Source organism: Pseudomonas trutticola BRTCR10 (genome assembly GCF_056155105.1).
Window position 1 is genome coordinate 6309931 of the sequence record NZ_CM149552.1, and the last position, 26975, is coordinate 6336905.

25 protein-coding genes are annotated in these 26975 nt (G+C 60.6%); 11 read left to right on the forward strand and 14 right to left on the reverse strand.

Annotated features, from left to right (window positions below):
* Nucleotides 1-43: 43 nt before the first annotated feature.
* Complete coding sequence (locus tag ACVVH8_RS28725; RefSeq protein ID WP_475227566.1) at nt 44-1939, reverse strand: FTR1 family protein; 1896 nt, start codon at nt 1937-1939, stop codon at nt 44-46.
* Between the two features lie 85 nt (nt 1940-2024).
* Nucleotides 2025-2924: a LysR family transcriptional regulator gene (locus tag ACVVH8_RS28730; RefSeq protein ID WP_475227568.1), complete on the reverse strand. Its 900-nt coding sequence runs from the start codon at nt 2922-2924 to the stop codon at nt 2025-2027.
* Nucleotides 2925-3102: 178 nt separating this feature from the next.
* Between ACVVH8_RS28730 and ACVVH8_RS28735 the strand changes: the two genes are divergently transcribed.
* The 5 genes from ACVVH8_RS28735 (at nt 3103) to ACVVH8_RS28755 (ending at nt 7858) form a co-directional block, all read left to right on the forward strand.
* Nucleotides 3103-4494 (forward strand): COG3014 family protein, encoded by a 1392-nt coding sequence (locus tag ACVVH8_RS28735; RefSeq protein WP_475227571.1) that lies wholly within the window; start codon nt 3103-3105, stop codon nt 4492-4494.
* Between the two features lie 208 nt (nt 4495-4702).
* On the forward strand, nt 4703-6097 hold the full coding sequence (locus ACVVH8_RS28740; RefSeq protein WP_475227573.1) for a COG3014 family protein: 1395 nt from the start codon (nt 4703-4705) through the stop codon (nt 6095-6097).
* Between the two features lie 15 nt (nt 6098-6112).
* Complete coding sequence (locus ACVVH8_RS28745; protein WP_011336502.1) at nt 6113-6487, forward strand: YcfL family putative periplasmic lipoprotein; 375 nt, start codon at nt 6113-6115, stop codon at nt 6485-6487.
* 36 nt (nt 6488-6523) lie between these two features.
* Nucleotides 6524-7111, forward strand: a complete 588-nt coding sequence (lpoB, locus tag ACVVH8_RS28750; RefSeq protein ID WP_103302536.1) for a penicillin-binding protein activator LpoB — start codon at nt 6524-6526, stop codon at nt 7109-7111.
* A gap of 3 nt (nt 7112-7114) precedes the next feature.
* Complete coding sequence (locus ACVVH8_RS28755; protein WP_213026927.1) at nt 7115-7858, forward strand: penicillin-binding protein activator LpoB; 744 nt, start codon at nt 7115-7117, stop codon at nt 7856-7858.
* Between the two features lie 194 nt (nt 7859-8052).
* Here the strand turns inward: ACVVH8_RS28755 and ACVVH8_RS28760 are convergent, their stop codons facing one another.
* The 3 genes from ACVVH8_RS28760 to ACVVH8_RS28770 all read right to left on the reverse strand — a co-directional run bounded on the left by ACVVH8_RS28760 (nt 8053) and on the right by ACVVH8_RS28770 (nt 11375).
* Complete coding sequence (locus ACVVH8_RS28760; RefSeq protein ID WP_103302538.1) at nt 8053-8685, reverse strand: LysE family transporter; 633 nt, start codon at nt 8683-8685, stop codon at nt 8053-8055.
* A 198-nt stretch (nt 8686-8883) separates the two neighbouring features.
* A complete protein-coding gene (locus ACVVH8_RS28765) occupies nt 8884-9465 on the reverse strand; it encodes a mechanosensitive ion channel family protein (protein WP_213026928.1) in 582 nt (193 codons plus the stop codon).
* Nucleotides 9465-11375: an ATP-binding cassette domain-containing protein gene (locus ACVVH8_RS28770; protein ID WP_103302540.1), complete on the reverse strand. Its 1911-nt coding sequence runs from the start codon at nt 11373-11375 to the stop codon at nt 9465-9467. Before ACVVH8_RS28770 ends, ACVVH8_RS28765 begins: the two co-directional genes overlap by 1 nt.
* Before the next feature lie 50 nt (nt 11376-11425).
* On the opposite strand from ACVVH8_RS28770, the gene ACVVH8_RS28775 reads away from it, so the two are divergent.
* Nucleotides 11426-11887, forward strand: coding sequence for a TIGR02444 family protein (locus ACVVH8_RS28775; protein WP_103302541.1), 462 nt, complete (start codon nt 11426-11428; stop codon nt 11885-11887).
* On the opposite strand, the gene ACVVH8_RS28780 is transcribed toward ACVVH8_RS28775, so the two are convergent.
* Nucleotides 11884-13083 carry an AlgP family protein gene (locus ACVVH8_RS28780; protein ID WP_475227577.1) on the reverse strand — a complete coding sequence of 400 codons (1200 nt, stop codon included), beginning with the start codon at nt 13081-13083 and terminating at the stop codon, nt 11884-11886. The two genes, ACVVH8_RS28775 and ACVVH8_RS28780, sit on opposite strands and share 4 nt — an antisense overlap.
* Before the next feature lie 192 nt (nt 13084-13275).
* Here ACVVH8_RS28780 and ACVVH8_RS28785 point away from each other — a divergent pair, with 192 nt between their 5' ends.
* Nucleotides 13276-13941 (forward strand): FKBP-type peptidyl-prolyl cis-trans isomerase, encoded by a 666-nt coding sequence (locus tag ACVVH8_RS28785; protein WP_475227580.1) that lies wholly within the window; start codon nt 13276-13278, stop codon nt 13939-13941.
* 58 nt (nt 13942-13999) lie between these two features.
* Here the strand turns inward: ACVVH8_RS28785 and rsd are convergent, their stop codons facing one another.
* From rsd to ACVVH8_RS28820, 7 genes are all read right to left on the reverse strand, one after another.
* Nucleotides 14000-14458 carry a sigma D regulator gene (gene rsd / locus ACVVH8_RS28790; RefSeq protein WP_103302544.1) on the reverse strand — a complete coding sequence of 153 codons (459 nt, stop codon included), beginning with the start codon at nt 14456-14458 and terminating at the stop codon, nt 14000-14002.
* 178 nt (nt 14459-14636) lie between these two features.
* Nucleotides 14637-15188: a disulfide bond formation protein B gene (locus ACVVH8_RS28795; protein WP_103302545.1), complete on the reverse strand. Its 552-nt coding sequence runs from the start codon at nt 15186-15188 to the stop codon at nt 14637-14639.
* A gap of 218 nt (nt 15189-15406) precedes the next feature.
* Nucleotides 15407-16645 (reverse strand): heme biosynthesis HemY N-terminal domain-containing protein, encoded by a 1239-nt coding sequence (locus ACVVH8_RS28800; RefSeq protein WP_315445061.1) that lies wholly within the window; start codon nt 16643-16645, stop codon nt 15407-15409.
* Nucleotides 16642-17784 carry a uroporphyrinogen-III C-methyltransferase gene (locus tag ACVVH8_RS28805; RefSeq protein WP_103302547.1) on the reverse strand — a complete coding sequence of 381 codons (1143 nt, stop codon included), beginning with the start codon at nt 17782-17784 and terminating at the stop codon, nt 16642-16644. Before ACVVH8_RS28805 ends, ACVVH8_RS28800 begins: the two co-directional genes overlap by 4 nt.
* A 16-nt stretch (nt 17785-17800) precedes the next feature.
* The gene (locus ACVVH8_RS28810; protein WP_475227582.1) at nt 17801-18568 is read right to left on the reverse strand and encodes a uroporphyrinogen-III synthase; all 768 of its coding nucleotides are present in this window, start codon (nt 18566-18568) and stop codon (nt 17801-17803) included.
* Complete coding sequence (gene hemC / locus ACVVH8_RS28815; RefSeq protein ID WP_475227584.1) at nt 18565-19506, reverse strand: hydroxymethylbilane synthase; 942 nt, start codon at nt 19504-19506, stop codon at nt 18565-18567. Before hemC ends, ACVVH8_RS28810 begins: the two co-directional genes overlap by 4 nt.
* Before the next feature lie 138 nt (nt 19507-19644).
* Nucleotides 19645-20391 (reverse strand): LytR/AlgR family response regulator transcription factor, encoded by a 747-nt coding sequence (locus ACVVH8_RS28820; RefSeq protein WP_103302550.1) that lies wholly within the window; start codon nt 20389-20391, stop codon nt 19645-19647.
* 471 nt (nt 20392-20862) lie between these two features.
* Between ACVVH8_RS28820 and argH the strand changes: the two genes are divergently transcribed.
* Nucleotides 20863-22257, forward strand: a complete 1395-nt coding sequence (gene argH / locus ACVVH8_RS28825) for an argininosuccinate lyase (protein ID WP_008084559.1) — start codon at nt 20863-20865, stop codon at nt 22255-22257.
* A gap of 120 nt (nt 22258-22377) precedes the next feature.
* Here argH and ACVVH8_RS28830 read toward each other — a convergent pair whose 3' ends face one another.
* Nucleotides 22378-23037 carry a glutathione S-transferase family protein gene (locus tag ACVVH8_RS28830; protein WP_213026934.1) on the reverse strand — a complete coding sequence of 220 codons (660 nt, stop codon included), beginning with the start codon at nt 23035-23037 and terminating at the stop codon, nt 22378-22380.
* 124 nt (nt 23038-23161) lie between these two features.
* Between ACVVH8_RS28830 and ACVVH8_RS28835 the strand changes: the two genes are divergently transcribed.
* From ACVVH8_RS28835 to ACVVH8_RS28845, 3 genes are all read left to right on the forward strand, one after another.
* On the forward strand, nt 23162-23446 hold the full coding sequence (locus tag ACVVH8_RS28835) for a hypothetical protein (protein WP_103302551.1): 285 nt from the start codon (nt 23162-23164) through the stop codon (nt 23444-23446).
* A 256-nt stretch (nt 23447-23702) separates the two neighbouring features.
* Nucleotides 23703-23948 (forward strand): TIGR02647 family protein, encoded by a 246-nt coding sequence (locus ACVVH8_RS28840; RefSeq protein WP_039757399.1) that lies wholly within the window; start codon nt 23703-23705, stop codon nt 23946-23948.
* Nucleotides 23949-24131: 183 nt separating this feature from the next.
* Nucleotides 24132-26975, forward strand: coding sequence for a class I adenylate cyclase (locus ACVVH8_RS28845; RefSeq protein WP_475227587.1), 2844 nt, complete (start codon nt 24132-24134; stop codon nt 26973-26975).

Genomic DNA, 26975 nt, shown 5'->3' on the forward strand with positions numbered 1-26975 from the left:
GTGGGAGCGGGCTTGCCCGCGAATGTGAGCGCAGCGAATGCGGTTAAGCGGTGACCCGCTTCTTCTCGGCCACCCAACTGCGCCCGTACAGCACAACAATCGCCAGGATCGCCACAGCCTGCGCCGTCAGCGAATAGGCATCGGCGTGAATCCCCAGCCAATCGAACTCGAAGAACGCCACCGGCCGCGTGCCGAAGATCCCGGCTTCCTGCAACGCCTTCACGCCATGCCCGGCAAACACCACCGACAGCGCGCACAGCAGCGCGGCGTTGATGCTGAAGAACAGTGTCAGCGGCAGTTTCGCCGAACCGCGCAGGATCACCCACGCCAGACCGACCAGCAGCACCAGCGCCGTCGCCCCACCGGCGAGCACCGCGTCATGCCCGGCAGGACCGGCCTGCAGCCACAGGGTTTCGTAGAACAGGATCACTTCGAAGAGTTCGCGATAGACCGAGAAGAACGCCAGGATCGCGAAGCCGAAACGCCCGCCGCCGCCCACCAGGCTGCTCTTGATGTAATCCTGCCAGGCCGCGGCGTGACGACGGTCATGCATCCACACGCCGAGCCACAACACCATCACACTGGCGAACAGCGCCGTCGCACCTTCCAGAAGCTCACGTTGCGAACCGCTGACATCAATCACATACGCCGCCAGCGCCCAAGTGCCGAGGCCGGCCAGCAACGCCAGGCCCCAACCGACGTTGACGCTGCGCACCGCCGATTGCTGACCGGTGTTGCGCAAGAACGCGAGGATCGCCGCCAGCACCAGAATCGCTTCCAGACCTTCACGCAGCAGAATCAGCAGGCCGGAAATGTAGCTCAGCGACCAGCTCAGACCATCGCTGCCGAGCAACCCGGCGGACTCTTTGAGTTTGGCTTTCGCCGCGTCCAGACGTTGTTCGGCCTGCGCCACCGGCAGGCCGTCCTGCAACGACTGCCGGTAAGCCATCAACGACTTCTCGGTGTCCTTGCGCACGTTGGCGTCAACGTTATCCAGCGAACTTTCAACCAGTTCGAAACCTTCCAGATACGCCGCTACCGACAGGTCGTAGGCCTGATCATGTTCTCCGGCACGGTAAGCCGCGAGGCTCTTGTCCAGGGTTGCTGCGGTGTAGTCGAGCAACTGCGCCGGGCCGCGTTTGACCTGCGGCGGCTGTGCACGTTGGGCACGGAACGTCGCAGCGGCTTGCGGACCTTCGGCGGCCTGCACTTCGGCCGGCGTCTGGCGAGCCAGATCGGCGATGTTGTAGGTTTTCTCGGAGGTGGCCGCCGCGGCGTCGGCGCTGAAGCCGGCGATGTAGGTGGCCAGATCCCAACGCTGACGATCATCCAGTTGATCGGCAAACGCTGGCATGTCGGTGCCTTCGACGCCTTGGCCGAGGGTGTTGTAGATCGCGTACAGACTCAGGTGATCCAGACGCGCCGCATCACGCAGATTGGCCGGCGCTGGCGTCATGCCCAGACCTGCCGGACCGTCGCCGGCGCCGCTGGCGCCGTGGCACACCGAGCAGTTTTGCGCATACAGCGGCGCGCCACGGGTCGGATCCGGGGTGATGATCGGCGCCTGGCTGACTTCATACGCCACGGCCAGTTGTGCGCCCAGTTGCCGGGCCTGACGGGCAACGTCGGCGCCGTCCTGCTTCGCCGTGATCGCCGCGTGCAGCGCTTCGATACCCTGCTCCAGCGCCGCTTTCTCGGGTTTGGCCGGCATGTCAGCGATCAAGCCTTGCAGCGCCTGAGTGAACTCGAGCTGCTCGCGATATTCGGAGTCGTCGACGACTTTGCCCGCCGCGACCGTCTGCGGGTAGTCGGCGCTGATGTAATCAAGCAGGTGCAGCGCTTGCGGTGCGCCTTCTACGGTATCGGCCAGCAGGTTGAAGCTGCTCAGGGCGCACAACGGAAACACCAGCCAGGCCAGAAATCGGGACGAGGCAGTCATGAAGAGGTCTCAAGTGGAAATGCGAAGTTACATATTGTTCACTTCGAACACGTTTCCCTCAAGCTTTGTCGGCGTTTCGGCGTTTTTAACGCGTGGGTGTGCTCAGGTTCCGGTAATGCTCGGTCATGAAATCAACGAACACTTTGACCTTCAGTGCGACATGTCGGGCATGCGGATACAGCGCGTAATAATGCCGCTGGCCGAGGGTGCAGTTGGGCAGGATCTGCACCAGCCGCCCGCTCAACAAGTCGTCCTGCACCGTGGCCCGGGTGAATGAGGCGATGCCGACACCGGCCAGCGCGGCAGCATGCAGTGAGCTGATCGAGTTCGCCTTGAAGTGACCTTGTGCCCTGAGCGGCGTGGTTGCTCCGCGCGCATCGGACAACAACCAGTCGCTGCCACCGGCAAACGCCAACAATTGATGCCCGGTCAACTCCCGGGCCTGACGCACCAGACCATGGCGCGCCACATAAGCCGGCGATGCCACCAGCAACATGTCCGAGACCGTGAGCAATCGCGCCACCAATGACGAGTCCGCCAGTGGCCCGCAAATGCGCAGCGCAACATCGAAACCTTCGGCAATCAGATCGACGAAGCGATCATCGCAGGACAGATCAACTTCAATGTCGGGGTAACGCTGCTGAAACGCCGGGAGCCAGTTCGCCAGCTCCAGCGTGCCGATCACCATCGGTGCGCTGATACGCAGGACGCCGCTGGGACTTTCATGGGCCTGACCGACTGCGATGGCGGCTTGATCCAGTCGATCAAGAATGTCCACGCACGCGGCGTAATACTGCTGCCCGGCGGTGGTCAGGCTGAAGCGCCGGGTGTTGCGGTTGATCAAGCGCGTGCCGAGCTCGGTTTCCAACTGCTGCAACTGCCGGGAAACGGTCGAGTGCGTGGTGTCGAGTCGCTCGGCGGCGGCGCTGAAGCCGCGACACTCGACGATGCAACGAAACGCACGCATGGCCAGCAGTTGATTCATTGAAGTCCCGGACTCAGTGAAAGACAGGTGGCCAAGGCTAGCTCAATCCACTCGGCCATCCCACCTGTAACCGTTGCAGGGCACGAAGTGTCGGCGCAAAACAGAGCAGCATATGGCCACTACTCACCTCTATACTGCGTCGACTTGTCGTTTTTCTGCTCAAGGATGACCCCTTCCAATGCGCCAATGCCTGTTGCTGCCCCTGATGATCGCGACCCTTGTGCAACTGGCGGGATGCGGCGCTTACCGCAATTACGACCTGGAACTGCAACAGACCACCGACCAGCTCAAGTCCGGCAACGTCGACGGCTCACTCGCACTGATCGAAGCGCACAACCCCGATGCCGAAAAGGATTTGCTCTATTACCTGGAGAAAGGTGCAGTCCTCAGTGCCGGCGGTGAGCTGCCGCAGAGTCAGGTGGCGTGGCGCAGTGCCGAACAGATGATCATTCAGCGTCAGGACACTATCGAAACCACCGGCGATAAATTGCTCGCCGCGATGGGCGATCACTGGGGCGGCATCATCAACGACAAGATTCGCCGTTACGATGGCTACGACTACGAAAAGGTCATGCTGACCACGCAAATGGCCCTCAACCAGTTGTCCGCGAATGACTTCGACGGCGCCCGTGCCGACATCAAGAAAACCCACGAGCGGGAAACGCTGATCGCCCGTCAGCGAGAGCTGGAATACGAACGCGTCGAAGCAGCGGCCAAGGCTCAGGGCGCGCGCGTGCACTACAAGGATCTGCAAGGTTACCCGATAGTCATGCTCGATTCGCCCGCCGTCATTGCGTTGAAAAACGGTTATCAGAGTGCGTTCAGCCACTATCTCGCCGGGTTCACCTACGAAGCGCTGGGTGAAAAGGATCTCGCGGCACCGGGTTATCGTCAGGCCATTGAGCTGCGCCCGGACATGGCGTTTTTCCAGCAAGCATTGCGCGACCTCGACAGCCCCGGACTCAAAGCCGACGAAAGCGACGTGCTGATCATCGTGCAAAGTGGCCTGGCGCCCGCGCGCAGTTCGGTGCGTGTGCCCTACCCGGTGAAGCTGGCGGACGGGCAAGTCATCGTTGCCAATATCTCCTTCCCGGTGATGGTGCCCGACACCTCCACCCAGCCAATCAGCCAGGTCAGCATCGACGGGCGCCAGAAAAAGCTGATCTCGGTCAACAACATCACTGACATGTCCTTGCGGACGTTGCGTGACGATATGCCGGGGATTATTCAGCGCACCACCTACCGGGCATTCCTCGCAGCAGACGTTCAGGGCACCGACAATCGCCGCGATCCGAGCAAGGCCTCATACGTGACTCACTGGGATGGTTTCGAGCAGGCCGATACACGCACTTGGCGCACCCTGCCCAATCTCACACAGGTCGCGCGTTTGCGCCTGAAAAAGGGCGATCACCTGATCAGCCTGCCGAATGCCACTGCGCCGCTGAAAATCCGTATCGATCAGAACCGTCAGATGATTGGTCTGCGCGTGCTGGGAGACCGTATCTTCGCGAATGGCAGCGCTTTTCAGCCCGGAGCTTCTGCGGACAACCGCGTATCCGGCCTGAAATAACTAATGGCACGAAACTAACAAATGCAATTAAAAAGCTATTACATAGCCAGCACCGCCCGCCTATAATGCCGCGCCCTCGCTATTGCGAAACGGCATTAAAGCTCCTCTGGTTATGAGGAATTGGCAGGAGGCCAACGCCACTGTCGATGGGTCACACCAGCCCGACCAGCATCCGCGGCTGTAGTTACTCCAGGGAAGAAGTACCCCCATGGCATTCCGCGCTCCCACTCTGATCGCGCTCAGCGCCGTCACTCTGCTGTCCGGCTGTTCGGCGTTTCGCAACTACGACTCCGAACTGGCACAGACCAACCAGCAACTGGCCTCCGGCAACGTCGACGCCGCGCTGACCTTGCTGGAAAAGAACAACACCGGCCCTGACAAAGACCTGCTCTATTACTTCGAGAAAGGTGAACTGCTGCGCGCCAAGGGCGACCTGTCCGGCAGCCAGAACGCCTGGACCAGCGCCGATGTAGTGGTCGGTCAGTGGGAAGATTCGGTCAAGCTCGACACCGGCAAATACCTCGCTCAGTTCGGCAGCTTCGTCGTCAACGACAAGGTTCGCCGCTACGAAGGTTACGACTACGAAAAAGTCATGCTGACCACGCAGATGGCCCTGAACCTGCTGGCGGTGAATGACTTCGACGGCGCACGCACCGCGATCAAGAAGACTCACGAACGCGAAGCGGTGATCGCCGACCTGCGTGACAAGGAATACCTCAAGAGCGAAGAAGAGGCCGAGAAAGAAGGCATCAAGACTCAATACAAGGATCTGCAAGGCTATCCGGTCGCCAGCCTCGACGCGCCGGAAGTGGTCAGCCTGAAAAACAGCTACCAGAGTGCGTTCAGCCATTACCTGGCCGGCTTCGTCTATGAAGCCCTCGGTGAAAAAGATCTGGCTGCGCCGGGCTACCGCAAGGCAGCCGAACTGCGCCCGAACACGCCGCTGCTGGAACAGGCGCTGGTCAACCTCGACAAGCCGAGCAAAAGCGACGACAGCGACATCCTGATCGTCGTGCAAAGCGGCCTGGCGCCGTCCCGTGATTCGATTCGGGTGCCGCTGCCGTTGCCGATCTCCAACAACGTGGTGATCACCCCGCTGTCGTTCCCGATCATCAAGGCTGACACCTCCACCGCGCCATTCGCGCAGATCGGTGTCGACGGCCAGCAGGTCAATCTGACCGCCCTCAACAGCACCACCGCCATGTCCCGCCGCGCCTTGCGCGATGACATGCCGGGGATCATCGTGCGCACCACCGTGCGCGCGATCACCAAAGGCGTAGCGCAGAAGAAGATCAACGAATCCAACCCGCTGGCAGGTCTCGCGGTCGGTATTTCTTCAGCCGTGCTCGAAGGTGCCGATACCCGTACGTGGCGCACCCTGCCGGACAACACCCAAGTAGTGCGTCTGCGCCTGAAAAAGGGTGAGCATCAGGTTACCCTGCCGAGCGCCGTGGGCGGTTCGGTGGTCAAGGTCACCGTTGACCAGCGCTATCAAGTGATCAGCCTGCGCGCCGTCGGCAATCAGGTGTTCGCTGGCGGTCTCGCCGCCAATGTCATCCCGAGCGCCGACGCGACCAACGTTGCCAGCCTCAAACAACCTTAAGAACGGAGTCTTTGCATGCGCTTCAAACTCATCGCCGTCGCCGCCCTCGCCTTGCTGGCGAGCGGCTGCGCCACCCCGCCGCCACCTGAGCCGGGCAGCGCCGCGAGCAAAGTCGTGGCCATGGGGCCGCAGAAACACATCGTCGTCGGCGCCATGCGCGTCGCCCGCGAAAACGGTTTCATGACCGTCAACGTGCAGTTGAGCAACACCCTCAACAGCAACAAGACGTTCTACTACCGCTTCGCCTGGCTCGGCCCGGAAGGTTTCCCGATTGCCGAGGAAGAAGTCTGGAAGAGCCAGATGATGTATGGCGCCCAGACCAGCTTCATCCAGGGCATCGCCCCGACCCCGAAAGCCGTGGACTTCCGTCTGGAACTCAAGACGCCGTAAGCCCGCCACCCTATTTCTGATTTAGAGAACACTGCCATGTTTGTACGCTTTTCCTGCATCGCCGTTATCGCCCTGCTGGCCTCCGGCTGCGCCAACACCTCGCCGACCCTGGGCAGCAAGAACATCAGCTACGGCGACACCAAAGCGGTTGAAACCGTGACCAACGAATTCGGTTCGACCGACCTGCAAATGATCGCCGAGTCGATGACCCGCTCGCTGGCTCAGTCCGGCATTCTGCAGAACCGTCCTGTGGTTCAGGTCTACGACGTGAAAAACAAGACCAGCGAGTACATCGATACCCGCGAAATCACCACCAGCATCAAGACCCAGCTGATGAAAACCGGCGTTGCGCGTTTTGCCAGCGACAACAATGCGATGCAGAGCCAGGTTGACCAGCTGAAGCTGCAAAACCAGAGCGGTCTGTACAAGAAGAGCACCGTGGCCAAGACCGGCAACATGGTGGCTGCCAAGTACCGCATCGAAGGTTCGATCAGCTCGATCGTCAAGCGCAGCAGCGATTACAAAGACGTCTTCTACAAATTCAGCCTGCAATTGATTGACGTGGAAAGCGGTCTGGCCGAGTGGATGGACGAAAAAGAGATCCGCAAAACCACGGAGCGTTAATCGATGCGCGCATGGATTGGCATGATGGCCCTGGCTTGCGCGTTTGGCGCGCAAGCGGCCCCGAAAGTCGCGGTGACGGATCTGGCGTACCAGGAGCGTGTGGAGCAATACATCCACATCGTTTCGGCCCAGAGCAATCATCGCGAGAGTTATTACAGCGCCAGCGGTTCTTCGAGCTACAACGAGATCGAAGCGACCACCAGCTACATCGAACAGGGCGAGCTGCGCAAATTCACCGGCGACATCAAGGGTGAAATTCTGCGTACCGGCATGTTCCAGCTGGTGCAGGGCACGCCGTACACCGCGTCGTCCAAGGGCGATGTCTATGACGTGATCAAACGCATCAAGGCCGGCAACTTCAAAGGCGCCGACTACGTACTGTTTGGCACGGTGTCGGACATCGACTTCACCCAGGACATGAACGAGCTGGCGCACACCGACAGCTATTCGGCGGTACTGGGCCTGACGCTGGTGGCGGATTTCAGCCTGATCAACACCAAGACCTTCGAAATCACTTCGGCCTTCACGGCAATGGGTGAAGCGCAGGACACCAAACTGGTGAACGGCCGCGACATCAAGATCTCGCTGAACCGCCCACGGGTGGTGCGTGAGGTGTCGAAGGCGCTGGGCGAAGACGTCGCCGGGCAACTGAGCCAACAGCTCGGTGGTGGCGGCTACGAGCAGCCGCGTGAAGCACCGCAGCGCAACAATCTGCCGCGTGATACTGCGCCGGTGATCTTGCGCTGATTGATTTGGAGAAATGCTTTCCTGTGGCGAGGGGATTTATCCCCGTTGGGCTGCGAAGCGGCCCTTTCTTTTAAGATCAAGAGGGCCCGCTGCGCGAGCCAACGGGGATAAATCCCCTCGCCACAAAAGCTCACTCCAGAAAGGGCAATAAAAAAGGCGACCTCACGAGGTCGCCTTTTTTCTGGCCGGGGCTTTTAGACCGCCGCTTTACGCAATGTCGCCATAAACGCCGCCGCGCCAATGAACAAACCGGCAAAGGTGCGGTTCATGCGTTTCTGCTGCGTTGGCGTGCGCAGCAGGCGCAGCACTTTCGACGCCAGTCCGGTGTAGCCGGCCATGACGACCAGGTCAACGGCGATCATGGTCACGCCGATCACCACGTACTGGATCAACAGCGGTGCATGCGGATTGATGAACTGCGGCAGCACCGCCAGCATGAACACCAGTGCCTTGGGGTTGCTGATGTTCACCAAAAAGCCACGGAACACCAGCGCCAGCGGCTTGCCGATCGGCCGCACTGCCGCGTCGTCGCTCATGTCCATGGGCAGTGCGCGCCATTGCTTGATCGCCAGATACACCAGATAGGCCACGCCGAACCATTTGATCGCATGGAACGCGGTGGCTGAAGCAGTGAGAATCGCGCCGACACCGGCGCCGACAATCGCAATCTGCACCGCGAGGCCGATTTGCAGGCCCAGGGCATTCCAGTAGCCACGCCAGAAGCCGTATTGCAGACCGCTGGACATCGACGCAATAGCGCCGGCGCCCGGAGAAAGACTGATCACCCAGCAGGCGGCGAAAAACGCCAGCCATGTTTGAAGCTCCATCGCACACCTCGACTCTGAATCGTCACAGACGTCCAAGCTAATGCGGTTTGGAATGGTTGACCATTAATTTTTTGCAGGATGGTGCAGCAATCACGGCTGGTGGACCTTTTCGCGAGCAGGCTCGCTCCCACAGGGAAACGCATTTCAAATGTGGGAGCGAGCCTGCTCGCGAAAGCGTCAGAACAGACGCCCCGAAATCTACTTCTCGAAGCCGCTCGACGGAAACACATCCGTCCCGCGCCAACGCCGCACCGAGCGCTGGAAGAACAAACTGTTCGGCACCTGCACCATCGCGCTACCGGTGCCCAGTTCCTCAGCCTCGATCAGCGTGGTGTAGAGCAGATTGATCGCCACCACTCGCCCCTTCACACCGGGCTTGTCCGTGGTGTCGACCAACTCGACGATATCCCCCAGGCGAAACGGCCCGACGGTGAAGATCAGAATCGCGCAGAGCAGGTTCGACAGCACACTCCACATCGCGAAGAACGCCACCGCCGCCACGGCAACAAAACCGGACAACGCCGTCCACAACACCGTGGCCGAAACACCGAGGCGCTCAAGCACAAAAATCACCGCACTGCCCATGATCAGCCAGCGCAGCACGCCTCGCAGTGGCATCAGCAACTGCGGCGGGAACGGATAACGCTCACCCAGACGGGTCAGGCATTTGGCGACAAAGCGCTGGGCAATGTAACCGGCCAACAGAATCAGCAGAATCTGTACGCCGAGCCAGATCGGCTCGACCCACATCGCCGGCAGCGGCAGCTTGAACGCTTCCATCAGGACAGCGCCTCCAGCTCCGCCTGCATGCTTTCCAGCGTTTCCAGGGCTTGCATCCACGCCTCTTCCAGTTCGCCTTCGCGAACCTTCAGCTTGGCCTGCTCGGCCAGCAGATCACGCAATTCGTTCTTGCGCGCCGGCTCGTAGATGTCGCTGTCGCCGAGGCTGGCATCGACCTTGGCGAGTTTCTCGTGGAGCTTGCCCAGTTCGGCTTCCAGCTTGTCGGCTTCGCGCTTGTGCGGCGCCAATTGCTGACGCAACGCAGCAGCAGCCTGACGCTGCGCCTTCTTGTCGGTCTTGTCCGGGTTGACCGGGGTGTTGCTGACCGGCGCGTTGCGCTGACGGTATTCGACCAGCCAGCGCGCGTAGTCTTCGAGGTCGCCATCGAACTCTTCAACCTTGCCGTCAGCGACCAGGTAGAAGTTATCGGTGGTGCTCTTGAGCAAGTGACGATCGTGAGACACCACCAGTACCGCACCGCTGAATTCCTGCAGCGCCATGGTCAGCGCCAGGCGCATTTCCAGGTCGAGGTGGTTGGTCGGTTCGTCGAGCAGCAGCAGGTTCGGCCGTTCCCAGGCGATCAATGCCAAGGCCAGACGCGCCTTTTCACCACCGGAGAAATTCAGCACAGGCTCATCAATGCGCGCGCCACGGAAGTCGAAACCACCGAGGAAGTCGCGCAGGGTCTGCTCACGTTCGGTTGGCGCCAAGCGCTGCAAGTGCAGCAGCGGACTAGCCTTGGCGTCCAGCGAGTCCAACTGATGCTGGGCGAAGTAGCCGACCACGGTGTTCTCGCCACGGGTCAGGCGCCCGGCGATCGGTGACAGCTCGCCGGCGAGGTTCTTGATCAGCGTCGACTTACCCGCGCCATTCGGACCAAGCAGGCCGATCCGCGCACCTGGGGTCAGTTGCAGCTTGACCTTCTCCAGGATGGTTTTATCGCCGTAGCCGAGACGTGCATCGGAGAGGTCGATCAGCGGGCTGGAGATCTTGGTCGACTCGCGGAACACAAAGTCGAACGGCGAATCGACGTGGGCCGCCGACAGCTCTTCCATACGCTCCAGCGCCTTGATCCGGCTCTGCGCCTGACGGGCCTTGGTGGCCTGGGCCTTGAAGCGGGCGATGTAGCTTTCCATGTGCGCACGTTGCGCCTGCTGCTTCTCGTAGGCCTGTTGTTGCTGGGCCAGACGCTCGGCACGGGCGCGTTCGAACGCGGTGTAGCCGCCGCGATAGAGGGTGATTTTGCGCTGATCGACATGGGCGACGTGATCGACGACTTCGTCGAGGAAATCACGGTCGTGGGAAATCAGCAGCAAGGTGCCCGGGTAGCTTTTCAGCCACTCTTCGAGCCAGATGATCGCGTCGAGGTCGAGGTGGTTGGTCGGTTCGTCGAGCAACAACAGGTCCGAGGGGCACATCAAGGCCTGCGCCAGATTCAGGCGCATCCGCCAGCCACCGGAGAAATCGCCGACCTGACGATCCATCTGCTCGTTGGTGAAACCCAGACCGGCGAGCAACTTGCGCGCTCGCGCATCGGCGGTGTAACCGTCGGCGCTGTCGAGCTCGGCGTGCAGACGGGCCTGAGCGGCACCGTCATGCGCTGCTTCGGCGGCCGCGAGGTCACGTTGCACCTCGCGTAGACGCAGGTCGCCGTCGAGCACATAGTCGACGGCAAGACGCTCGAGCGTCTCGATCTCCTGGCGCATGTGAGCGATGCGCCAGTCGGCCGGCAAATAGCAGTCACCCGAATCAGGGTGCAGCTCACCCCGAATCAAGGCGAACAGGCTGGATTTGCCGGCGCCATTGGCACCGATGAGGCCGGCTTTGTGGCCGGCGTGCAGGGTCAGCTCGGCGTCTTCTAGCAGACGTTGCGGGCCACGCTGTAAAGTCAGGTTCTGAAGTCGGATCATAATGGCGGCGGAGTCTACCAGCTTCGCTCACAACTGGCGCGAGTAGCACGATGTCCTCTGACCTGTGGAGCTTTTCCCTTGCCACTTACGCCCGCCCGGGCGTGGAAGACGCCTGCCTGCAACTGCAAACGGCGGGGGCCAATGTGTGTCTGCTGTTGTGCGGTTTATGGCTGGAGCAACGCGGGGTGACGTGCGATGAACAACGCGTACGGCTGCTTCAGGCGTTGACCGAGCCTTGGGATGTCGAGGTGGTGCAGCCGCTGCGAGCAATGCGCATGCAATGGAAAGCGCGGGCGATTGATGATGCGGTGCTGAAAGGCATGCGCGAGCAGATCAAATCACTCGAGCTTGAGGCTGAGCGAGCGTTGCTGTCACGGCTTGAGGGTCTGGCGCAGGAGTGGACGCGAAACGGCGCAGGTTCAAACACCTGGCTGGAAGGCTTGGCCGGTGCGACGGCCAGTCCGAACCGCGACGCGCTGCAAGTGCTGCGCGTCGCGGCAACCGGCACTTAGGAAGCGCTGGTCGGGTTGCTGGTGACGCTCGACACGGCGGCTGGCGTTGGCGCAGTCGAAGGGGTCGAGGTAGAGGCGGCAGGTGCCGGTGCAGCCGAAGTTGCTGGCGTGGCAGGCTTGGCCGTCGGCGCGGTTGCCGGTTTGACGGCGGCTGGTTTGGCAGCGGCTGGCTTTTTCACGGCTGGGTTTGCGGCTGGCTTGGCAGCTGGTTTTGCAGCAGCAGGCTTGGCGGCAGCAGTCGCTGGCTTGGCAGCGGCGGCCGGTTTCGCGGCAGGCTTGGTTGCCGGTTTGGCGGCGGCTTTCACGGCTGGTTTGGCAGCCGGCTTGGCAGGCGCTTTTGCAGCTGGTTTGGCTGCAACCGGTTTGGCAGCAGTCTTGGCGGCTGGTTTGGCAGCGGCGGTTTTAGCAGCAGGTTTTGCCGCTGGTTTTGCCGAAGCTTTGGCAGAGGGTTTAGCGGCAGGTTTGGCGGCTGCGGTTTTCGCTGGAGCTGCTTTGGCAGCGGCTGGTTTTGCAGCAGGTTTTGCTGCGGCAGGTTTGGCAGCTGGCTTGGCGGCCGCTGGTTTTGCAGCGGTGGTTTTAACTGCCGGTTTTGCAGCGCTCGCGGCAGCCGGTTTTTTCGCTGCAGGTTTTGCAGCGGTTTTGGCAGCAGGTTTGGCAGCCGCTTTCACCGGTGCTTTGGCCGCAGGTTTGGCTGCAGTTTTAGCAGCCGGTTTGGCCGCTGCGGTTTTCGCCGGGGCTTTGGCCGCAGCAGGTTTTGCAGCTGCTTTCTTCGCCGGTGCCGCTGCCGGTTTGGCTGCGCGAGTGGACAATACTTTACCCACGGCTTCTTGAACGCGACCAACACCCTGGGCCAGTTTCAGGCTTTCCTGAGCATCGCGCTTGAGTTGCAGAATGTAGCTGCGAGTGTCGGACTGACGATCCTTCAACGCATCGAGCAGGTCTTCCAGTTCTTTCACTGCGCCTTTGGCCTTGGTCTGCGCCTTGGCTTTACCGGCGGCCGCTGCATCCTGCAATTTGGTGCGGGATTTGTGCAGTTTTTCTTGCGCCTTGCCGCGTTGCTTTTCCAGTTTGGCGAGCAGTTTTTCAGCATCAGCCAAGGCTTGGGAGCAAGCGTTTTCCAGATGCTCGAGCAAGCTGCCCGAGAGTTGTTGGAGTAAGTGCAACGGAGTATTTACAGGCTTCTTGGTGGCCGACATGGTTTACCTCCTGGCTGACGTGAGTGCGGCTCATACTAGACCTCTGCAGTTACCGCCGCTAGGTCATCTTGACAGTATCGAAACGGTTGCGTTGCAACGAAGTGAAAATGTTCTGCACGAAGTCAAAAGCAGTTCACCGTTGCAGACGTTCGCGCTGGCATAATCCCCCGCATCTCAGGACGGAGAGTGCCCATGTCGCGCTACCTTTTTTTATCCCTCTGCATGATCTTTTCGGCCGCCCACGCTGACGAAAAAACCACCGCGAACGATGCACATGATCTGGCTTACAGCCTTGGTGCAAGTCTGGGTGAACGGCTGCGCCAAGAGGTTCCGCAGTTACAGATCCAGGCACTGATTGATGGTTTGCAACAGGCCTATCAAGGCAAGCCACTGGCGTTGAGCGAGGCACGTATCGAGCAGATTCTGGCAGATCATGAAGCGCAAAATGCCGAGCACTCCGCACAGCCTTCGAGCGACGCCGCGATGGAAAACGAACAGCGTTTTCTGACCGCTGAAAAAGCCAAACCGGGCGTCAAGGAACTGGCCGACGGCATCCTTCTGACCGAACTGGTACCGGGCACTGGCATCAAAGCCGGGCCGGATGGAAAAGTGCAGGTGTTGTACATCGGTCGGTTGCCCGACGGCACGGTGTTCGATCAGAACACTCAGCCGCAATGGTTCAATCTCGACAGCGTGATTGCCGGCTGGCGTACAGCCCTGCAAAACATGCCGGTGGGTGCGAAATGGCGGCTGGTGATTCCATCGGATCAGGCCTATGGCGCCGACGGTGCCGGGGACTTGATTGCACCGTTTACACCACTGGTATTTGAAGTGGAGTTGCGTGGCGCGACGAGTTGAGCAGGCAATAAAAAACGGTGCGCTTTGGGCGCACCGTTTTTTTGATCAGAAAAAAGGATCAGGCCTGCACCGGATCTTCTTCCTTGTGTGCTGTGTGCAGCACTTCAATCAGGCAATCTTCCAGTTCGAAGCGTTCGTGAAGCAGGCCACCGAGCTCCTTGAATTTCTCGGCAACGCATTTGCCTTCATCGCAAAGGTCATTGAAGGCGAGCAGCTTCTCGGTGATGACGTCGATACGCGGATAGATCGTCTCGGCGAGCTCCAGGCCACGCTTGTCGTTGAACGCCTTGGCTTCGCCAGTCAGCTGTTCGTAGATTTCGAAGTGCCCGGCCGAAACGTAATCGACCAGCACGCCGCAGAACTCCTGCAAGGGTTTGCGGTTCTCGGACAACGCCTGAGGTTGTGCACCGAGGTTGTCGTAGGCGCCGATCAGCTCTTCACGCTCTTGCAACCAGCGGTCGATCAGCAGATGAACCCCACCCCAACGTTCCTGAGCATTCTGACAACTTTCGAGCATGGCGATCTCTCTTCCCTTGTGGGTCATGCTGCTCTACACCCGCGCCCTCTCTTTTTGGCTTGGGGGCGATCGGGCAGAGCGTCATCGAGCAACATAAATCCAATGACACGTGCGGGCCAGATTATGCCCGCACGCTTATGGCTTCAAGGTACGCAGGAGATAAAGTTCATACAAGTGTTTAATCCCGCAGTGGCGCCCGGTGCGACGCTTCGCCGCTGAGCGGTCGCTGCAAGGCGTTCCAGAGCAGGCGCAACAATTGATACACGGCAAGAATCGACACCGCGACAAAGAACAACAGGCTCCACTCCGGGATGCTCAGATCGAACAGCGTCCAGGAGATTTCGGCGCAATCGGCACCACCGTCAAACATCTTTTGCAACGCACAGATCCAAGGCAGCCCGCTAAACAGCGTCTGCGGATCCGGGGTACATCTGATCAATTGCAGCACCGGATCACTCTGGATCAACACTTGCCGCCAGGCTGCGGTGGTGCCACCCAGACTCGCACCCAGCGCGAGTAGCCAGTAAAGCCACAAGCCGCCACGACCGGGGCCGTGCACCGCCGCCAGACCGCAGGATGCGCACAGCAACGTCAGGAACAGCCGCTGCACCAGGCACAAACTGCACGGCGTCAGGCCGACCACGTATTCAAGATAATAGGAAGCTCCCAGAGCAAAGGCACCCGCAGTGAAAACCATGAAGAACAAGGAGCGTGAGCAGGCCAACGACATGGCTTTTCCGTAACTTTAGAGACAGGCGGTTACGGTAGAGGAAAGCGTGTCAGCCTTTCAAGGCAAGGCCCTGCCGACAGTTCACCAGAGGTGTAGGGAAAACCCGACAGGTTCAGGAGGAAAAGGTGTAGCACGCTGTAGGACTTCGCCCCAGACACCCAAGGAAGGTGAATTTTCGTGCATCAAGGATGAACGAGGGAGCAATCTCCCTCGTGACTTCAGACGCGAGCCGGGACTGGCAACGGTGCGGCCAGCAAGCGCTCATCCAGCAAGCCGAGACCTTCCTGGAACAACTGATTGCTGCGCTCGGTATCACCCAATTGAGCGAGCAAACGTGCCAGCTCTGCACAGGCTTCCGGATTACGCTGCACGCGCAGACTGCTTTCCAGATAATCCCGTGCCTTGCCCCACAGACTGGTTTGCAGACACAGACGCCCCAGGGTCAGCAGCAGGCTCGGATCATTCGGATGATCCTTGAGCCAGCCTTCGGCGGTCTGCAATTGACGCGCCGGATCACTGCCTCGCACCAGGCCATACAGACGCGCCAGATGGCTGTCGTATCTGCGCTTGAGTGCCGTGCGCAGCACTTCTTCCGCCTGCACTTGCGCGCCCAACTGACGCAGCTGTTCGGCATAGGCCAGCACCAGCGGCGGTTCCTGACGTTGCGCCGAAGTGAGTTGTTGCCAAGCCCGATCAAGCGACTGCACGCCCACCGAGCCATCCTCCTCGCGCTGCGCCGCCAGCGACAGGTTTTCACCCCAGGCGCGGCGCTCAAGCTCAGCCAGTTCAGTGGCCGGCAAGACCTTGTCCTTGCGCAGTTCCGGCAATAGACGAATCACCGCCGACCAATCACCGCGCTGCTGATACAGACGGTGCAACTGGCGCAGCGTCTGCACATTGTGCGGATGGCGTTCATGCATGGCCTGCAATGTCACCAGCGCGCCGTCGGTATCGCCCCGGTCGGTCTGCAACTGTGCGTGGCTCAAGGCAATCGCCAGCTCCGCCTGTGGCTGACGCTCCAGCGCACGCTCCAGCAGGTGATCGGATTCTTCGTAATTGCCTTGCTCGTTCGCCGCGCGGGCGGCGCCGAGGTAATACAGCAACGGTTGGCGTTCGGCTTCGGCGGCCCGGTACAAATGACGCTGGGCGCTGGCCCAGCGACCTTCGGCCAGATCCAGTTGACCGTGTTCGATCGCCACTTGCACGCGCCGGCTGCGGTTGCGCCGCGACCATGGATTGACCACCCCGGTGGACGCCATGACCAGCTCGACCAAGGCCTTGATGCCCCAGATCAGCAACCACAACACCGCGATCAGCGCCAACGTCGCCCACAGGCTCGACTCATAACGGAAGGACTTGTAGGCGACCAGCACGTAACCGGAATGCTCGGCAATCGCCAGGCCCAGCGCCGCCGTCGCCGCGATCACCAGAAACACGATCACATAGAGGCGTTTCATGGCGTGGCCTCCTGCGCAGTGTTGGCAGCAGGTTTGGCGAAGGGTTTCACCGACTCTTCGGCGTTGACGTTACGCCGCTCGAGGTAGGCCTGCACCGCACTCAAAGTGCCGGTCAGATCCGGAGTCTTGACCGTGACCGGTTCCTTGCTCAGCTCACCCACCTGTTCGAGCATCACTTTGCTTTGCGGATTGTCCGGATTGAAGTTGCCTTTGAGCACGTCACGCGCCTCGGTCAGCGCCTGGGTGTAGACCGCCGCCTGACCGTTGAGCGCCGCCCACTGTGCCTGCTCCAGCGCCAGGCTCAGGGCCAGACGCACCTGGCTAAGACTCTGCCCGGCCAACAGCGGCTTCACATTCTTGTCGGCGTTGAAATCGATGCGAATGTAGCGAGAAACCTTGTCCCACCACTGCGCCCAGCGACTCGCGCCATCACCATCGGCGGTAAGGCCGAGCAGCGACTCGCCGCGATCCTTGTATTCCGGCGCCAGTTCGGTCAGGTCGATGACCTGATCACGCAGCGCGCCCAGACGCAGGAACAATCCGGTGCGATCCGGCTGCTCGGTGCTGCGCAGCGCGACCAGGGTTTTCGCCACTTGCTCACGGGCAGCGAAGGAACCGGGATCGTTCTGTTCACGCAGGATTTCGTCGGCGCCCTGCACCAAGGCCTGGGCGCTGCTGATGTCCTGCAACGCCGAAAGACGCAGGCTGGCCAGACGCAGCAAGTGTTCGGCTTCGGCCAGACGCCAGTCCTTGCGGCTGGCGCCGAGGACAGTTTCCAGACGCTGATTGAGGCGCTGTTGATCGCCTTGAAGCTGCGTCACCAGACGCTGGCGTTCGGCGAGTTCGTCAGCCCCCGGCAACTGCGCGAGGCGCTCGGTCAGACGCTGCTCGTTGAGCTTCAGGCTTTGCGCCTGATCGTTCAACGCCTGCACCTGACCCGACTGCTGTTGGGTGTTGGTTTGCAGGTGACGCACCTGCCAGACTCCCCAGCCACCGATCGCAACACCGGCAGCACCGAGCAGCAGGGCGACGATGGCCAGGCCATTGCCTCGGCGCGGCTCTTTGGCCGGCAGTGGAGTTTCAACCTGTGCATCAATCACCGGTTGGACGTCATCTTTTGGCAAGGCTGTTTCGCTCACGTATCCATCCTTTGCATTAGAGAACGGGCACGGGATGCTCCCGTAACGCCGTCAGCAAAGCCGCGGCACTCGCGCCGCGGCAATCCACAACTGTTTGAGCCCCGGCGGCATGTGCCAGCTCGGCAACTCTTGGGCTTGGAACAAACAACGGCAACCGCGCAATCGTCGGCCAGGCATCGCCGGCCAACTGACGCAAGTGCTCGAAACCCTGTCCACTGCTGACCACCAGCCCGTTCAAGCGTTCCGCTTCGATCCGTCGTGGCAGTGCTTGCGGCGCGTAGGCTGGCAAGTCACGTCGATACAATTCCAGATACTCGACACTAGCACCAAGCTCGCGCAGGCGCTCGGCGAGCAACTCGCGGCCGCCCACCCCGCGCAGGATCAACACCTGCGAACCGGGCTGAGTGACAGCCTCGCGCAGACGCGGTAATTGCAGCAAAGCCTCGCTGTCATCACCGCCGTCCGGGAAATGTGCGTCGAGGCCACGATCCTGAAGAATCTGCGCCGTCGCCGCGCCGACGCTGAACCACGGCATCGCCAGCGACTGCAACCCTTGAGCGTCGAGCAGTTCCACCGCAATGCGTGCCGCCGGCTTGCTGACCACAATCACCGCGCTACAACTCGGCAAGCGCGCGATCGCCTGACATATTTTGTCAGAGACCGGCAGCGGCGCGATTTCCAAAAGCGGCAGGCAACTGCTGAAAATCCCCTCGGCGGCCAACGTCGCGGCAAGCGCCGCACAGTCATCCGCAGGGCGCGTCAGCAGCAGGCGCCAACCGATCACTCGTGACCTGCCTCGCCATAGACTGCCTTGAGAATTTCTTCGGCGCCCTGACCGAGCAATTCTTCGGCAACTTTCACACCCAGCGCTTCGGCATCGGCGCGTGGCGCGCGGGCTTCGGCGCTGATCAAACGACCGCCACTCGGCTCGCCGACCAGACCGCGCAACCACAATTGCTCGCCTTCGAGCACCGCGTAGCAGGCGATCGGCACTTGGCAGCCACCATTCAAATGCTTGTTGAGCGCACGTTCAGCGGTCACCCGCGAAGAGGTATCGGCGTGATGCAGCGGCGCCAGCAAGGCGTGAATTTCAGTGTCGGCACTGCGGCATTCGATGCCGACTGCGCCCTGGCCACCGGCCGGCAGACTGTCATCGACGCTGATGGCCGAGGTGATGCGGTCTTCGAAACCGAGACGGATCAGGCCGGCCGCCGCGAGGATGATCGCGTCGTACTCACCGGCATCCAGCTTGGCCAGACGGGTATTGACGTTGCCGCGCAGGAAACGGATTTCGAGGTCCGGACGACGGGTCAGCAACTGTGCCTGACGACGCAGGCTGGAGGTGCCAACGATGCTGCCGGCCGGCAACGCTTCAAGGCTTGCATAGGTATTGGAAACGAAGGCATCACGCGGGTCTTCGCGCTCGCAGATGCAGAACAGACCGAGGCCTTCAGGGAAGTCCATGGGCACGTCTTTCATCGAGTGAACGGCAATGTCCGCTTCATTTTCCAGCAGCGCGGTTTCCAGTTCCTTGACGAACAGTCCCTTGCCGCCGATTTTCGACAGTGGCGAATCGAGCAACTTGTCGCCGCGACTGACCATGGGCACCAGCGTCACCAGCAAGCCCGGATGGGCCGCTTCCAGACGGGCTTTGACGTATTCGGCCTGCCAGAGGGCCAGCGCACTTTTACGGGTGGCGATGCGGATTTCGCGAGAGGACATGGATCAATCCGTACTGAATAGATACGGCGGATAATAACAGCTCAGCCAAATCCACTTTGACTTGAATCAGAAACGGCGCGGCCTCCCTGGCCTGCGATGCCTGGTGAATAGACTGAAGAATCGCCCGGGAAGACCGGGTTACAGGCCCTGCATCATCTTGCGCACACCCGCCACATGCCGACGGCTGACGATCAGCGCATCACCATTAAGGCCTTTGAGGAACAACTGGAAATGCCCCAGCGGCGTACGTTGCAGACGTTCGATGCGGTCACGGGCGACCAGCGCATTGCGGTGGATGCGCACAAAGCGCTCGCCGAATTCGTCTTCGAGGGCCTTGAGCGGCTCGTCCAGCAGCACTTCGCCGGCTTCATGGCGCAAGGTCACGTACTTGTGGTCGGCAATGAAATAGACCACCTGATCCAGCGGGATCAGTTCAATGCCTTTGCGGGTACGCGCACTGATGTGACTGCGCGGGCCATTGCCGCTTTCAGCGGCGGGACGGGTCAGGGCCGAGAGTTGCGCCCGATTGGGACGTTCAGCCTTTCTCAAGGCGTCATGCAGATGTTCGGTTCGCACGGGTTTCACCACATAGCCCACGGCGCTGGCCTGCAGGGCTTCCACGGCAAATTCATCGGGACTGGTGCAAAACACCACGGCAGGCGGCGTTTCACGCTCGCACAGACGGGCAGCGACCTGCAGGCCATCCAGGCCCGGCATGCGGATATCGAGCAGCACGATATCCGGCTTGTGGCTGTCGATCAGCGCCAACGCCTCTTCGCCATTCGTGGCGCTGGGCTCCAGGACTGTGTAACCCTCGAGCTCGCTCACCATTCGGCTAAGGCGCTCGCGAGCCAGTGGTTCGTCATCAACGATCAGGACATTCATATTGCGCTGGATTCCTGCGTGAGTCTCGCACAAGGATAGCGTAGACAGGTGAAGTGACGTCCGTCACCGCGATCCACGCTAAGACTAGCCCGAGCGCCAAAAAGTGCCGTACGTCGGCCAGCAATATTTGCCAGTGTCCGGGTCGTACTGCTCGAAGCCCGCTGTTTCCTGCGCTTTGCGCGGGGTTTGCCCAAGGACAATACACCCACCCCCTCTTCTTATAGTCGGCAGCCAGACCTTTGCGCGATCCGACTTGCACCGACCCTTATGTCCAACTGTAGACGTTCGTCGGGCCGATATTGCTCAATCGAAAAATATCCTTACGCAAATTCCCCCGGGGAACACGCTGACTATGAAGGACACGATGAGAAAAAAACGTATCGACCGGTGTCAGCGACAGGATTGGCAACCCTGTTATTATCCGCGCCAGCGTTTCACGCCTTCTTTCTTCAAGCCGATACGAGCGAATTCATGAGCACTGACAAGACCAATCAGTCCTGGGGCGGCCGCTTCAGTGAACCCGTCGACGCCTTCGTCGCCCGCTTCACCGCCTCCGTCACTTTCGACCAGCGCCTGTATCGCCACGACATCATGGGCTCGATCGCCCACGCCACCATGCTGGCCAAGGTCGGCGTGCTGACCGATGCCGAGCGCGACAGCATCATCGACGGCCTGAACACCATTCAGGGTGAAATCGAGGCTGGCCAGTTCGACTGGCGCATCGACCTCGAAGACGTGCACATGAACATCGAAGCACGCCTGACCGACCGCATCGGCGTCACCGGCAAGAAACTCCACACCGGGCGTAGCCGCAACGACCAGGTCGCTACCGACATCCGCCTGTGGCTGCGTGACGAAATCGATCTGATCCTCGCCGAAATCACCCGTCTGCAAAAAGGCCTGCTGGAGCAGGCCGAGCGCGAAGCCGCGAGCATCATGCCGGGCTTCACCCACTTGCAGACCGCACAACCCGTGACCTTCGGGCACCACATGCTGGCCTGGTTCGAAATGCTCAGCCGCGACTACGAGCGTCTGGTCGACTGCCGCAAGCGCACCAACCGCATGCCGTTGGGCAGCGCCGCGCTGGCCGGCACCACCTACCCGATCGACCGTGAATACACCGCGCAACTGCTGGGCTTCGACGCCGTCGGCGGCAACTCGCTGGACAACGTGTCCGATCGCGACTTCGCCATCGAATTCTGCTCGGCCGCGAGCATCGCGATGATGCACCTGTCGCGCTTCTCCGAAGAGCTGGTGCTATGGACCAGCGCGCAGTTCCAGTTCATCGATCTGCCGGATCGCTTCTGCACCGGCAGCTCGATCATGCCGCAAAAGAAAAACCCGGACGTGCCAGAGCTGGTGCGTGGCAAGACTGGCCGTGTGTTCGGTGCACTGATGGGCCTGCTGACCCTGATGAAAGGCCAGCCACTGGCCTACAACAAGGACAACCAGGAAGACAAGGAACCGCTGTTCGACGCCGCCGACACCCTGCGCGATTCGCTGCGCGCGTTCGCTGACATGATCCCGGCGATCAAGCCGAAACACGCAATCATGCGCGAAGCAGCACTGCGCGGTTTCTCTACTGCGACCGACCTGGCGGACTACCTGGTACGTCGCGGCCTGCCGTTCCGTGACTGTCACGAAATCGTTGGCCACGCCGTGAAGTACGGCGTCGACACTGGCAAGGATCTGGCCGAGATGAGCCTGGAAGAATTGCGTCAGTTCAGCGACCAGATCGAACAGGACGTGTTTGCCGTGCTGACCCTGGAAGGCTCGGTGAATGCCCGTGACCATATCGGCGGCACCGCGCCGGCGCAGGTCAAGGCAGCCGTGGTTCGTGGCCAGGCGCTGATCGCCAGTCGCTAAAAGCATCGCTGGCAAGCCAGCTCCCACAGGGGTCTTTACTGGAACACAATTTTGCGTTCGACCCAAAGACCTGTGGGAGCTGGCTTGCCAGCGATGACTGACTTCAGAACGCTAGAAAACTCACTTCTTGGCAGCGATCATCGCCAAAAACGTCGGCATCGCCGCCTCTTTATCCGCAGCGATTTTCTGCACATGCGGATTCTGCTCAAGCCGCTCCAGCAGCGCTTTCGCCTTCGGCATCTCTGCCAGCAAATCCAGATCGAACAACTTCTTCCCGACCGCGCACGCCAACGGCACGCTGTAGAGGAAGTACAAGTCAGCAATACTCAGACTGTCGCCCGCCACATACGGGGCGAATTTTCCGTGACGGCCCAGTGCGGCAAAACCCAGCAGCAGCTCGGCCTTGGTCTTTTCCTTGATCGCCTCCGGCAGCGTTGTGCCGAAAAACGCTTCGCCATAACAGGCACGCCCCGGCAGTTCGATGTACAGCTCGATTTCCTTGGCAATCGCCAGCACCTGCGCACGCGCAAACGGATCGCTCGGCAGCAGCGGTGTGCCTTTCTGGGTCTGTTCGAGGTATTCGAGGATGATCGCGGTTTCGTTGATGAACCCCGCGTCCACGCCCAGTACCGGCACCTTGCCACGCGGGCTGATGGCCAGGGATTCCGGGGTCGGCGTCGGGTAGAACGTGACTTCTTCGAACGGCAGGCCCTTTTCCAGCAGCGCCAGTTTGACCATGTTGTAGTAGTTGCTGACAGAGAATCCGTAGAGTTTGAGCATCACATTGCCTCCAAGGCCGTGCGGGGTGGGCGGTGTCTGTTTATAGATCGCCCGGGCGATTCCTGCCAGCAGCATCATGGCGCTGAATGCGGGTAAACTGGCGCCTTTCCTTGAGGAGCCTGCCATGAGCGAGCCGACAGACATCGACAACGACGAAGAAGAGTTCACCGAGAGCACGCTGATCGAAGCGATCGAGAACCAGATCGAAAGCGACAACCCGCCGGCAGCCAAAGCCACGCTAAACAAGCTGACCCTGGTCGGTGTCGAGCGCGAAGAGATCCTCAATCTGATGGCTCACGTACTGGCCTACGAGATTGACGCGATGCTTGATGAAGACCGCCCATTCAACACCGAATGGTACGAAGCGGCACTGCGCGCACTGCCAGAGCTGCCGCCCGAAAAGCAGTAACAACACAATCCCCTGTGGGAGCGAGCCTGCTCGCGAATGCGGTGCATCAGAAAAAACACGCTCAATGACACACCGTATTCGCGAGCGGGCTCGCTCCCACAAGGTTTGTTACGTATCCGGCCAGCCATCTCACTGACCCCGACTACACTGGAATCCGCCTCAAGACAAAATCCCTGATCTGAGCACTGGACACGCCGCAAAAGCGGGTTCACCTTAGGGACGCTGTCGTCCAATTCCTAGAAAGTCTGGAGTCCTTATGTCGCTTACCCCTGAGCTGGTTGCCGAACTGGAAGTCCTCGCACTCTTCAACCTGGACAGTTCCCAGGAAGGTTTGAAAATTCATCAGACCGCTGCCCCGAAGCACATCGCTGCTGCCCAACGCCTCTTTGAAAAAGAACTCACCGACCAGCCCGATGGCGGTTATCTGACCAGCCTGGGCCGTGACGCCGCGCAAAATGTGCAAACCGTGCTGACCATTCTGAGAGAGCAAGAAACCGCCTGATCCCCCTGACTTTGCCCACGGGAACTCCTGCCACGGGATTTCCGCGGGCCCACCAAGTCACCCCGCGATAAAAATCTGACGTCAAAAAACAAATTCAGCTTAAAAGTCCCATTGCGCAAAGGCTAAACTCCCCCACATTCCGAGACCCTCTACGTCCGAGCCTGCGAGCCGGTTTGAGCTGACATGACGCGCACCCATGAAATCCGCCCCGATCTGGACGAGGGAATCGACCGCAAGGTCCTCAGCCAGTTGCGCGCACGTTTTCTCAAACTCAACGAAGGTCGCCTGGGCCGTGCAATGGAGGGGCTGTCGACACGCCAGCAAGGCGTTTTGACGCTGCTGCCGCTGTTCTTCCACGTCAATCATCCGCTGCTGCCAGGCTATGTCTCGGGCAGCACGCCGGCCGGCCTGTCGAATTACGAGCCGGATGCCAGCGCCCTCGCTGAAGCCCAGCGCCTGACCCGTTCCTTTTCCTACAAGCCGCGCCACGGCAGCAATCCGCCGCGAGCGATTCACGGGCTGTTCCTGATGGGCAGCCTCGGCACCCTGGCCCAGGCCGATCAGAGCGACATGGACGTGTGGGTCTGTCATGCGCCGGACCTGACTGAAAGCGAACTGGCCGAGCTGAGCAAGAAATGCCAGCTACTGGAAACCTGGGCCGCGAGTCAGGGCGCCGAGGCGCATTTCTTTCTGATAGACCCGGTGCGCTTCGTCAAAGGCGAACGCGACACCCAACTCAGCTCGGAAAACTGCGGCACCACTCAGCACTATCTACTGCTGGACGAGTTCTACCGCACCGCGATCTGGCTGGCCGGGCGCACACCGATCTGGTGGCTGGTGCCGGTCTACGAAGAAAACGCCTACGACCTTTACACCCACACGCTGCTGTCGAAGCGCTTCATCCGCGCCGACGAAACCCTGGATCTCGGCCATCTGGCGACGATTCCGCCGGGAGAATTCATCGGTGCCGGACTGTGGCAGCTGTTCAAGGGCATCGAGTCGCCGTACAAGTCAGTGCTCAAACTGCTGCTGACCGAGGTTTACGCCAGCGAACACCCAAAGGTGCAGTGTCTGAGCCTGCGCTTCAAAAAAGCCGTGTTTGCCAATCAGCTCGATCTTGATGAGCTCGACCCGTACATGGTCGTGTACCGGCGCATCGAGGAATACCTCATCGCGCGCAACGAGCCGGAACGTCTGGAGCTGGTGCGCCGCGCGCTGTACCTGAAGGTCAATCGCAAGCTCACCGGCAGCAGTCGCAGCCAGGGTTGGCAACGTTCGCTGCTGGAACGGTTGGCCAACGAATGGCATTGGGATCAGCGACAACTGGCGCTGCTCGACAGTCGCAGCCAGTGGAAAGTCCGTCAGGTCAGCGCCGAACGTCGTGCGCTGGTGAGCGAGCTCAATTACAGCTATCGCTTCCTGACCCAGTTCGCCCGCACCGAACAAACTGTCAGCCTGATCAACAAGCGCGATCTCAATGTGCTCGGTCGCAGGCTTTATGCCGCGTTCGAGCGCAAGGCCGACAAGGTCGAGTTCATCAACCCAGGCATCGCCCCCGATCTGGCTGAAGACACCCTGACCCTGGTGCAGTCGCGCAACAAGAAGGAACCCGGGCAAACCCAGTGGGGCTTGTACAACGGCAGCCTCACGGCGCTGGAATGGGAACACTTCGCGCCGATCAAGCGCAGCCGCGAATTGCTCGAACTGCTGACCTGGTGCCATCGCAACGGCGTGATCGACAGCAGCACCCGCTTGGCCCTGCACCCCGGCACCAGCGACCTGAGCGAGTTCGAACTGTTCAATCTGCTCGGCAGCCTGCAACAGTGCATCGCCCTGCCCTTGCCCACCGTGGCTGAAGAACCGCTGTTGCGCGCAGCCGTGCCGAGCGAAGTGCTGATGCTGGTCAACGTCGGCGTCGATCCGCTCAAGCATCACCGCGACCTCAATATTCTGATGACCACCGAGCGCACCGATTCGCTGAGTTACGCCGGGGTGCGCGAAAACCTCGTGCTGACCCTCGATCAGGTCACGCTCAACAGCTGGAACGAAGTGCTGGTTAACCGCTTCGACGGCCCCCACGCCCTGCTCGACTGCCTGCGTGACTACCTCAACAATCTGCCGCGCGGGCCGTTGCAACCGTCGTTGAAGGTGCGCTGCTTCTGCCATAACCGTGCGCAGTTCATCGCCCGTCGCGTGGAAGAAATTGTCGATACCGCGCAGAACCTGCTGCTCAGCGAATTGAATCACCGCTACCTGATTCAGGTGCAGCAGCACTACCACGTTCTGGAACTGGTGCCGGGGCAAGTCAACCACGTCGCCCTCGCGACACTGCCGGCATTGCTCGATTACCTCGGCGAAGAACAGCCGCGCTACAGCCCACTGCACCTGGACCCGATGGCGCTGGAGGATCACGACCTCGCGCTGATCCTGCCAATGGGCCAGCCGGAAAGCATTCAGGTGTTCTACAGGATCACCGAACAGCAAGCCGAGCTGTACGTGCTGGATGAATTCAACGCGCTGTGGCAGCAGCATTTGCCGTATCACGATGAGCAAAGTCTGCTGGTGCCCATGCAGCGTTTCCTGCAATCGATCCAGTATCGACGCGAAGCGTCGCTGCCGATGGACGCCGCGCCTTCGGCAAGCCTTGAGACTTTGTATTACCAGTTATTACCTTCGGGGCCGGGACGGGCGCGACGGGTCGAAGCGCGGCCGGCACCGCAGACGCCAGTGAACAAACCGTTCTACGACGTGCAGGCGATCGTCGGCAAAGCCGCACCGGGGGAAGTGCAGGTCACTTTGTATTGCAATCAACGGGAATTCAGTGAGCTGGAACATGGCGACCAGCTGTTCAGCGTGGTCGCCCGGGAGATCGTCGAGCAGCGCCGCGAGACCGAGCGCTATCGGTGCTACATCACCGATCTGGACCTTTCGGGCCTGCTCGGTGACGGGCAAAGTTCAAGCAATCTGTATCTGCGCTACAAGGCCGACCTGGAGCGCGCCCTGAACGAGGCGCTCGAACAGGTCTGA

Excerpts from the sequence above, each read along its gene's own strand:
- ACVVH8_RS28765 (WP_213026928.1), bottom strand. The coding sequence starts at position 9,465 with ATGGAAGCGTTCAAGCTGCCGCTGCCGGCGATGTGGGTCGAGCCGATC.
- ACVVH8_RS28745 (WP_011336502.1), top strand. The coding sequence starts at position 6,113 with ATGCGCTTCAAACTCATCGCCGTCGCCGCCCTCGCCTTGCTGGCGAGC.
- ACVVH8_RS28740 (WP_475227573.1), top strand. The coding sequence starts at position 4,703 with ATGGCATTCCGCGCTCCCACTCTGATCGCGCTCAGCGCCGTCACTCTG.
- ACVVH8_RS28800 (WP_315445061.1), bottom strand. The coding sequence starts at position 16,645 with ATGAAACGCCTCTATGTGATCGTGTTTCTGGTGATCGCGGCGACGGCG.
- argH (WP_008084559.1), top strand. The coding sequence starts at position 20,863 with ATGAGCACTGACAAGACCAATCAGTCCTGGGGCGGCCGCTTCAGTGAA.
- ACVVH8_RS28725 (WP_475227566.1), bottom strand. The coding sequence starts at position 1,939 with ATGACTGCCTCGTCCCGATTTCTGGCCTGGCTGGTGTTTCCGTTGTGC.
- ACVVH8_RS28795 (WP_103302545.1), bottom strand. The coding sequence starts at position 15,188 with ATGTCGTTGGCCTGCTCACGCTCCTTGTTCTTCATGGTTTTCACTGCG.
- ACVVH8_RS28840 (WP_039757399.1), top strand. The coding sequence starts at position 23,703 with ATGTCGCTTACCCCTGAGCTGGTTGCCGAACTGGAAGTCCTCGCACTC.
- ACVVH8_RS28835 (WP_103302551.1), top strand. The coding sequence starts at position 23,162 with ATGAGCGAGCCGACAGACATCGACAACGACGAAGAAGAGTTCACCGAG.
- ACVVH8_RS28830 (WP_213026934.1), bottom strand. The coding sequence starts at position 23,037 with ATGCTCAAACTCTACGGATTCTCTGTCAGCAACTACTACAACATGGTC.
- ACVVH8_RS28785 (WP_475227580.1), top strand. The coding sequence starts at position 13,276 with ATGTCGCGCTACCTTTTTTTATCCCTCTGCATGATCTTTTCGGCCGCC.
- hemC (WP_475227584.1), bottom strand. The coding sequence starts at position 19,506 with ATGTCCTCTCGCGAAATCCGCATCGCCACCCGTAAAAGTGCGCTGGCC.
- ACVVH8_RS28775 (WP_103302541.1), top strand. The coding sequence starts at position 11,426 with ATGTCCTCTGACCTGTGGAGCTTTTCCCTTGCCACTTACGCCCGCCCG.
- ACVVH8_RS28845 (WP_475227587.1), top strand. The coding sequence starts at position 24,132 with ATGACGCGCACCCATGAAATCCGCCCCGATCTGGACGAGGGAATCGAC.
- ACVVH8_RS28755 (WP_213026927.1), top strand. The coding sequence starts at position 7,115 with ATGCGCGCATGGATTGGCATGATGGCCCTGGCTTGCGCGTTTGGCGCG.
- rsd (WP_103302544.1), bottom strand. The coding sequence starts at position 14,458 with ATGCTCGAAAGTTGTCAGAATGCTCAGGAACGTTGGGGTGGGGTTCAT.
- ACVVH8_RS28820 (WP_103302550.1), bottom strand. The coding sequence starts at position 20,391 with ATGAATGTCCTGATCGTTGATGACGAACCACTGGCTCGCGAGCGCCTT.
- ACVVH8_RS28760 (WP_103302538.1), bottom strand. The coding sequence starts at position 8,685 with ATGGAGCTTCAAACATGGCTGGCGTTTTTCGCCGCCTGCTGGGTGATC.
- lpoB (WP_103302536.1), top strand. The coding sequence starts at position 6,524 with ATGTTTGTACGCTTTTCCTGCATCGCCGTTATCGCCCTGCTGGCCTCC.
- ACVVH8_RS28730 (WP_475227568.1), bottom strand. The coding sequence starts at position 2,924 with ATGAATCAACTGCTGGCCATGCGTGCGTTTCGTTGCATCGTCGAGTGT.
- ACVVH8_RS28735 (WP_475227571.1), top strand. The coding sequence starts at position 3,103 with ATGCGCCAATGCCTGTTGCTGCCCCTGATGATCGCGACCCTTGTGCAA.
- ACVVH8_RS28780 (WP_475227577.1), bottom strand. The coding sequence starts at position 13,083 with ATGTCGGCCACCAAGAAGCCTGTAAATACTCCGTTGCACTTACTCCAA.
- ACVVH8_RS28770 (WP_103302540.1), bottom strand. The coding sequence starts at position 11,375 with ATGATCCGACTTCAGAACCTGACTTTACAGCGTGGCCCGCAACGTCTG.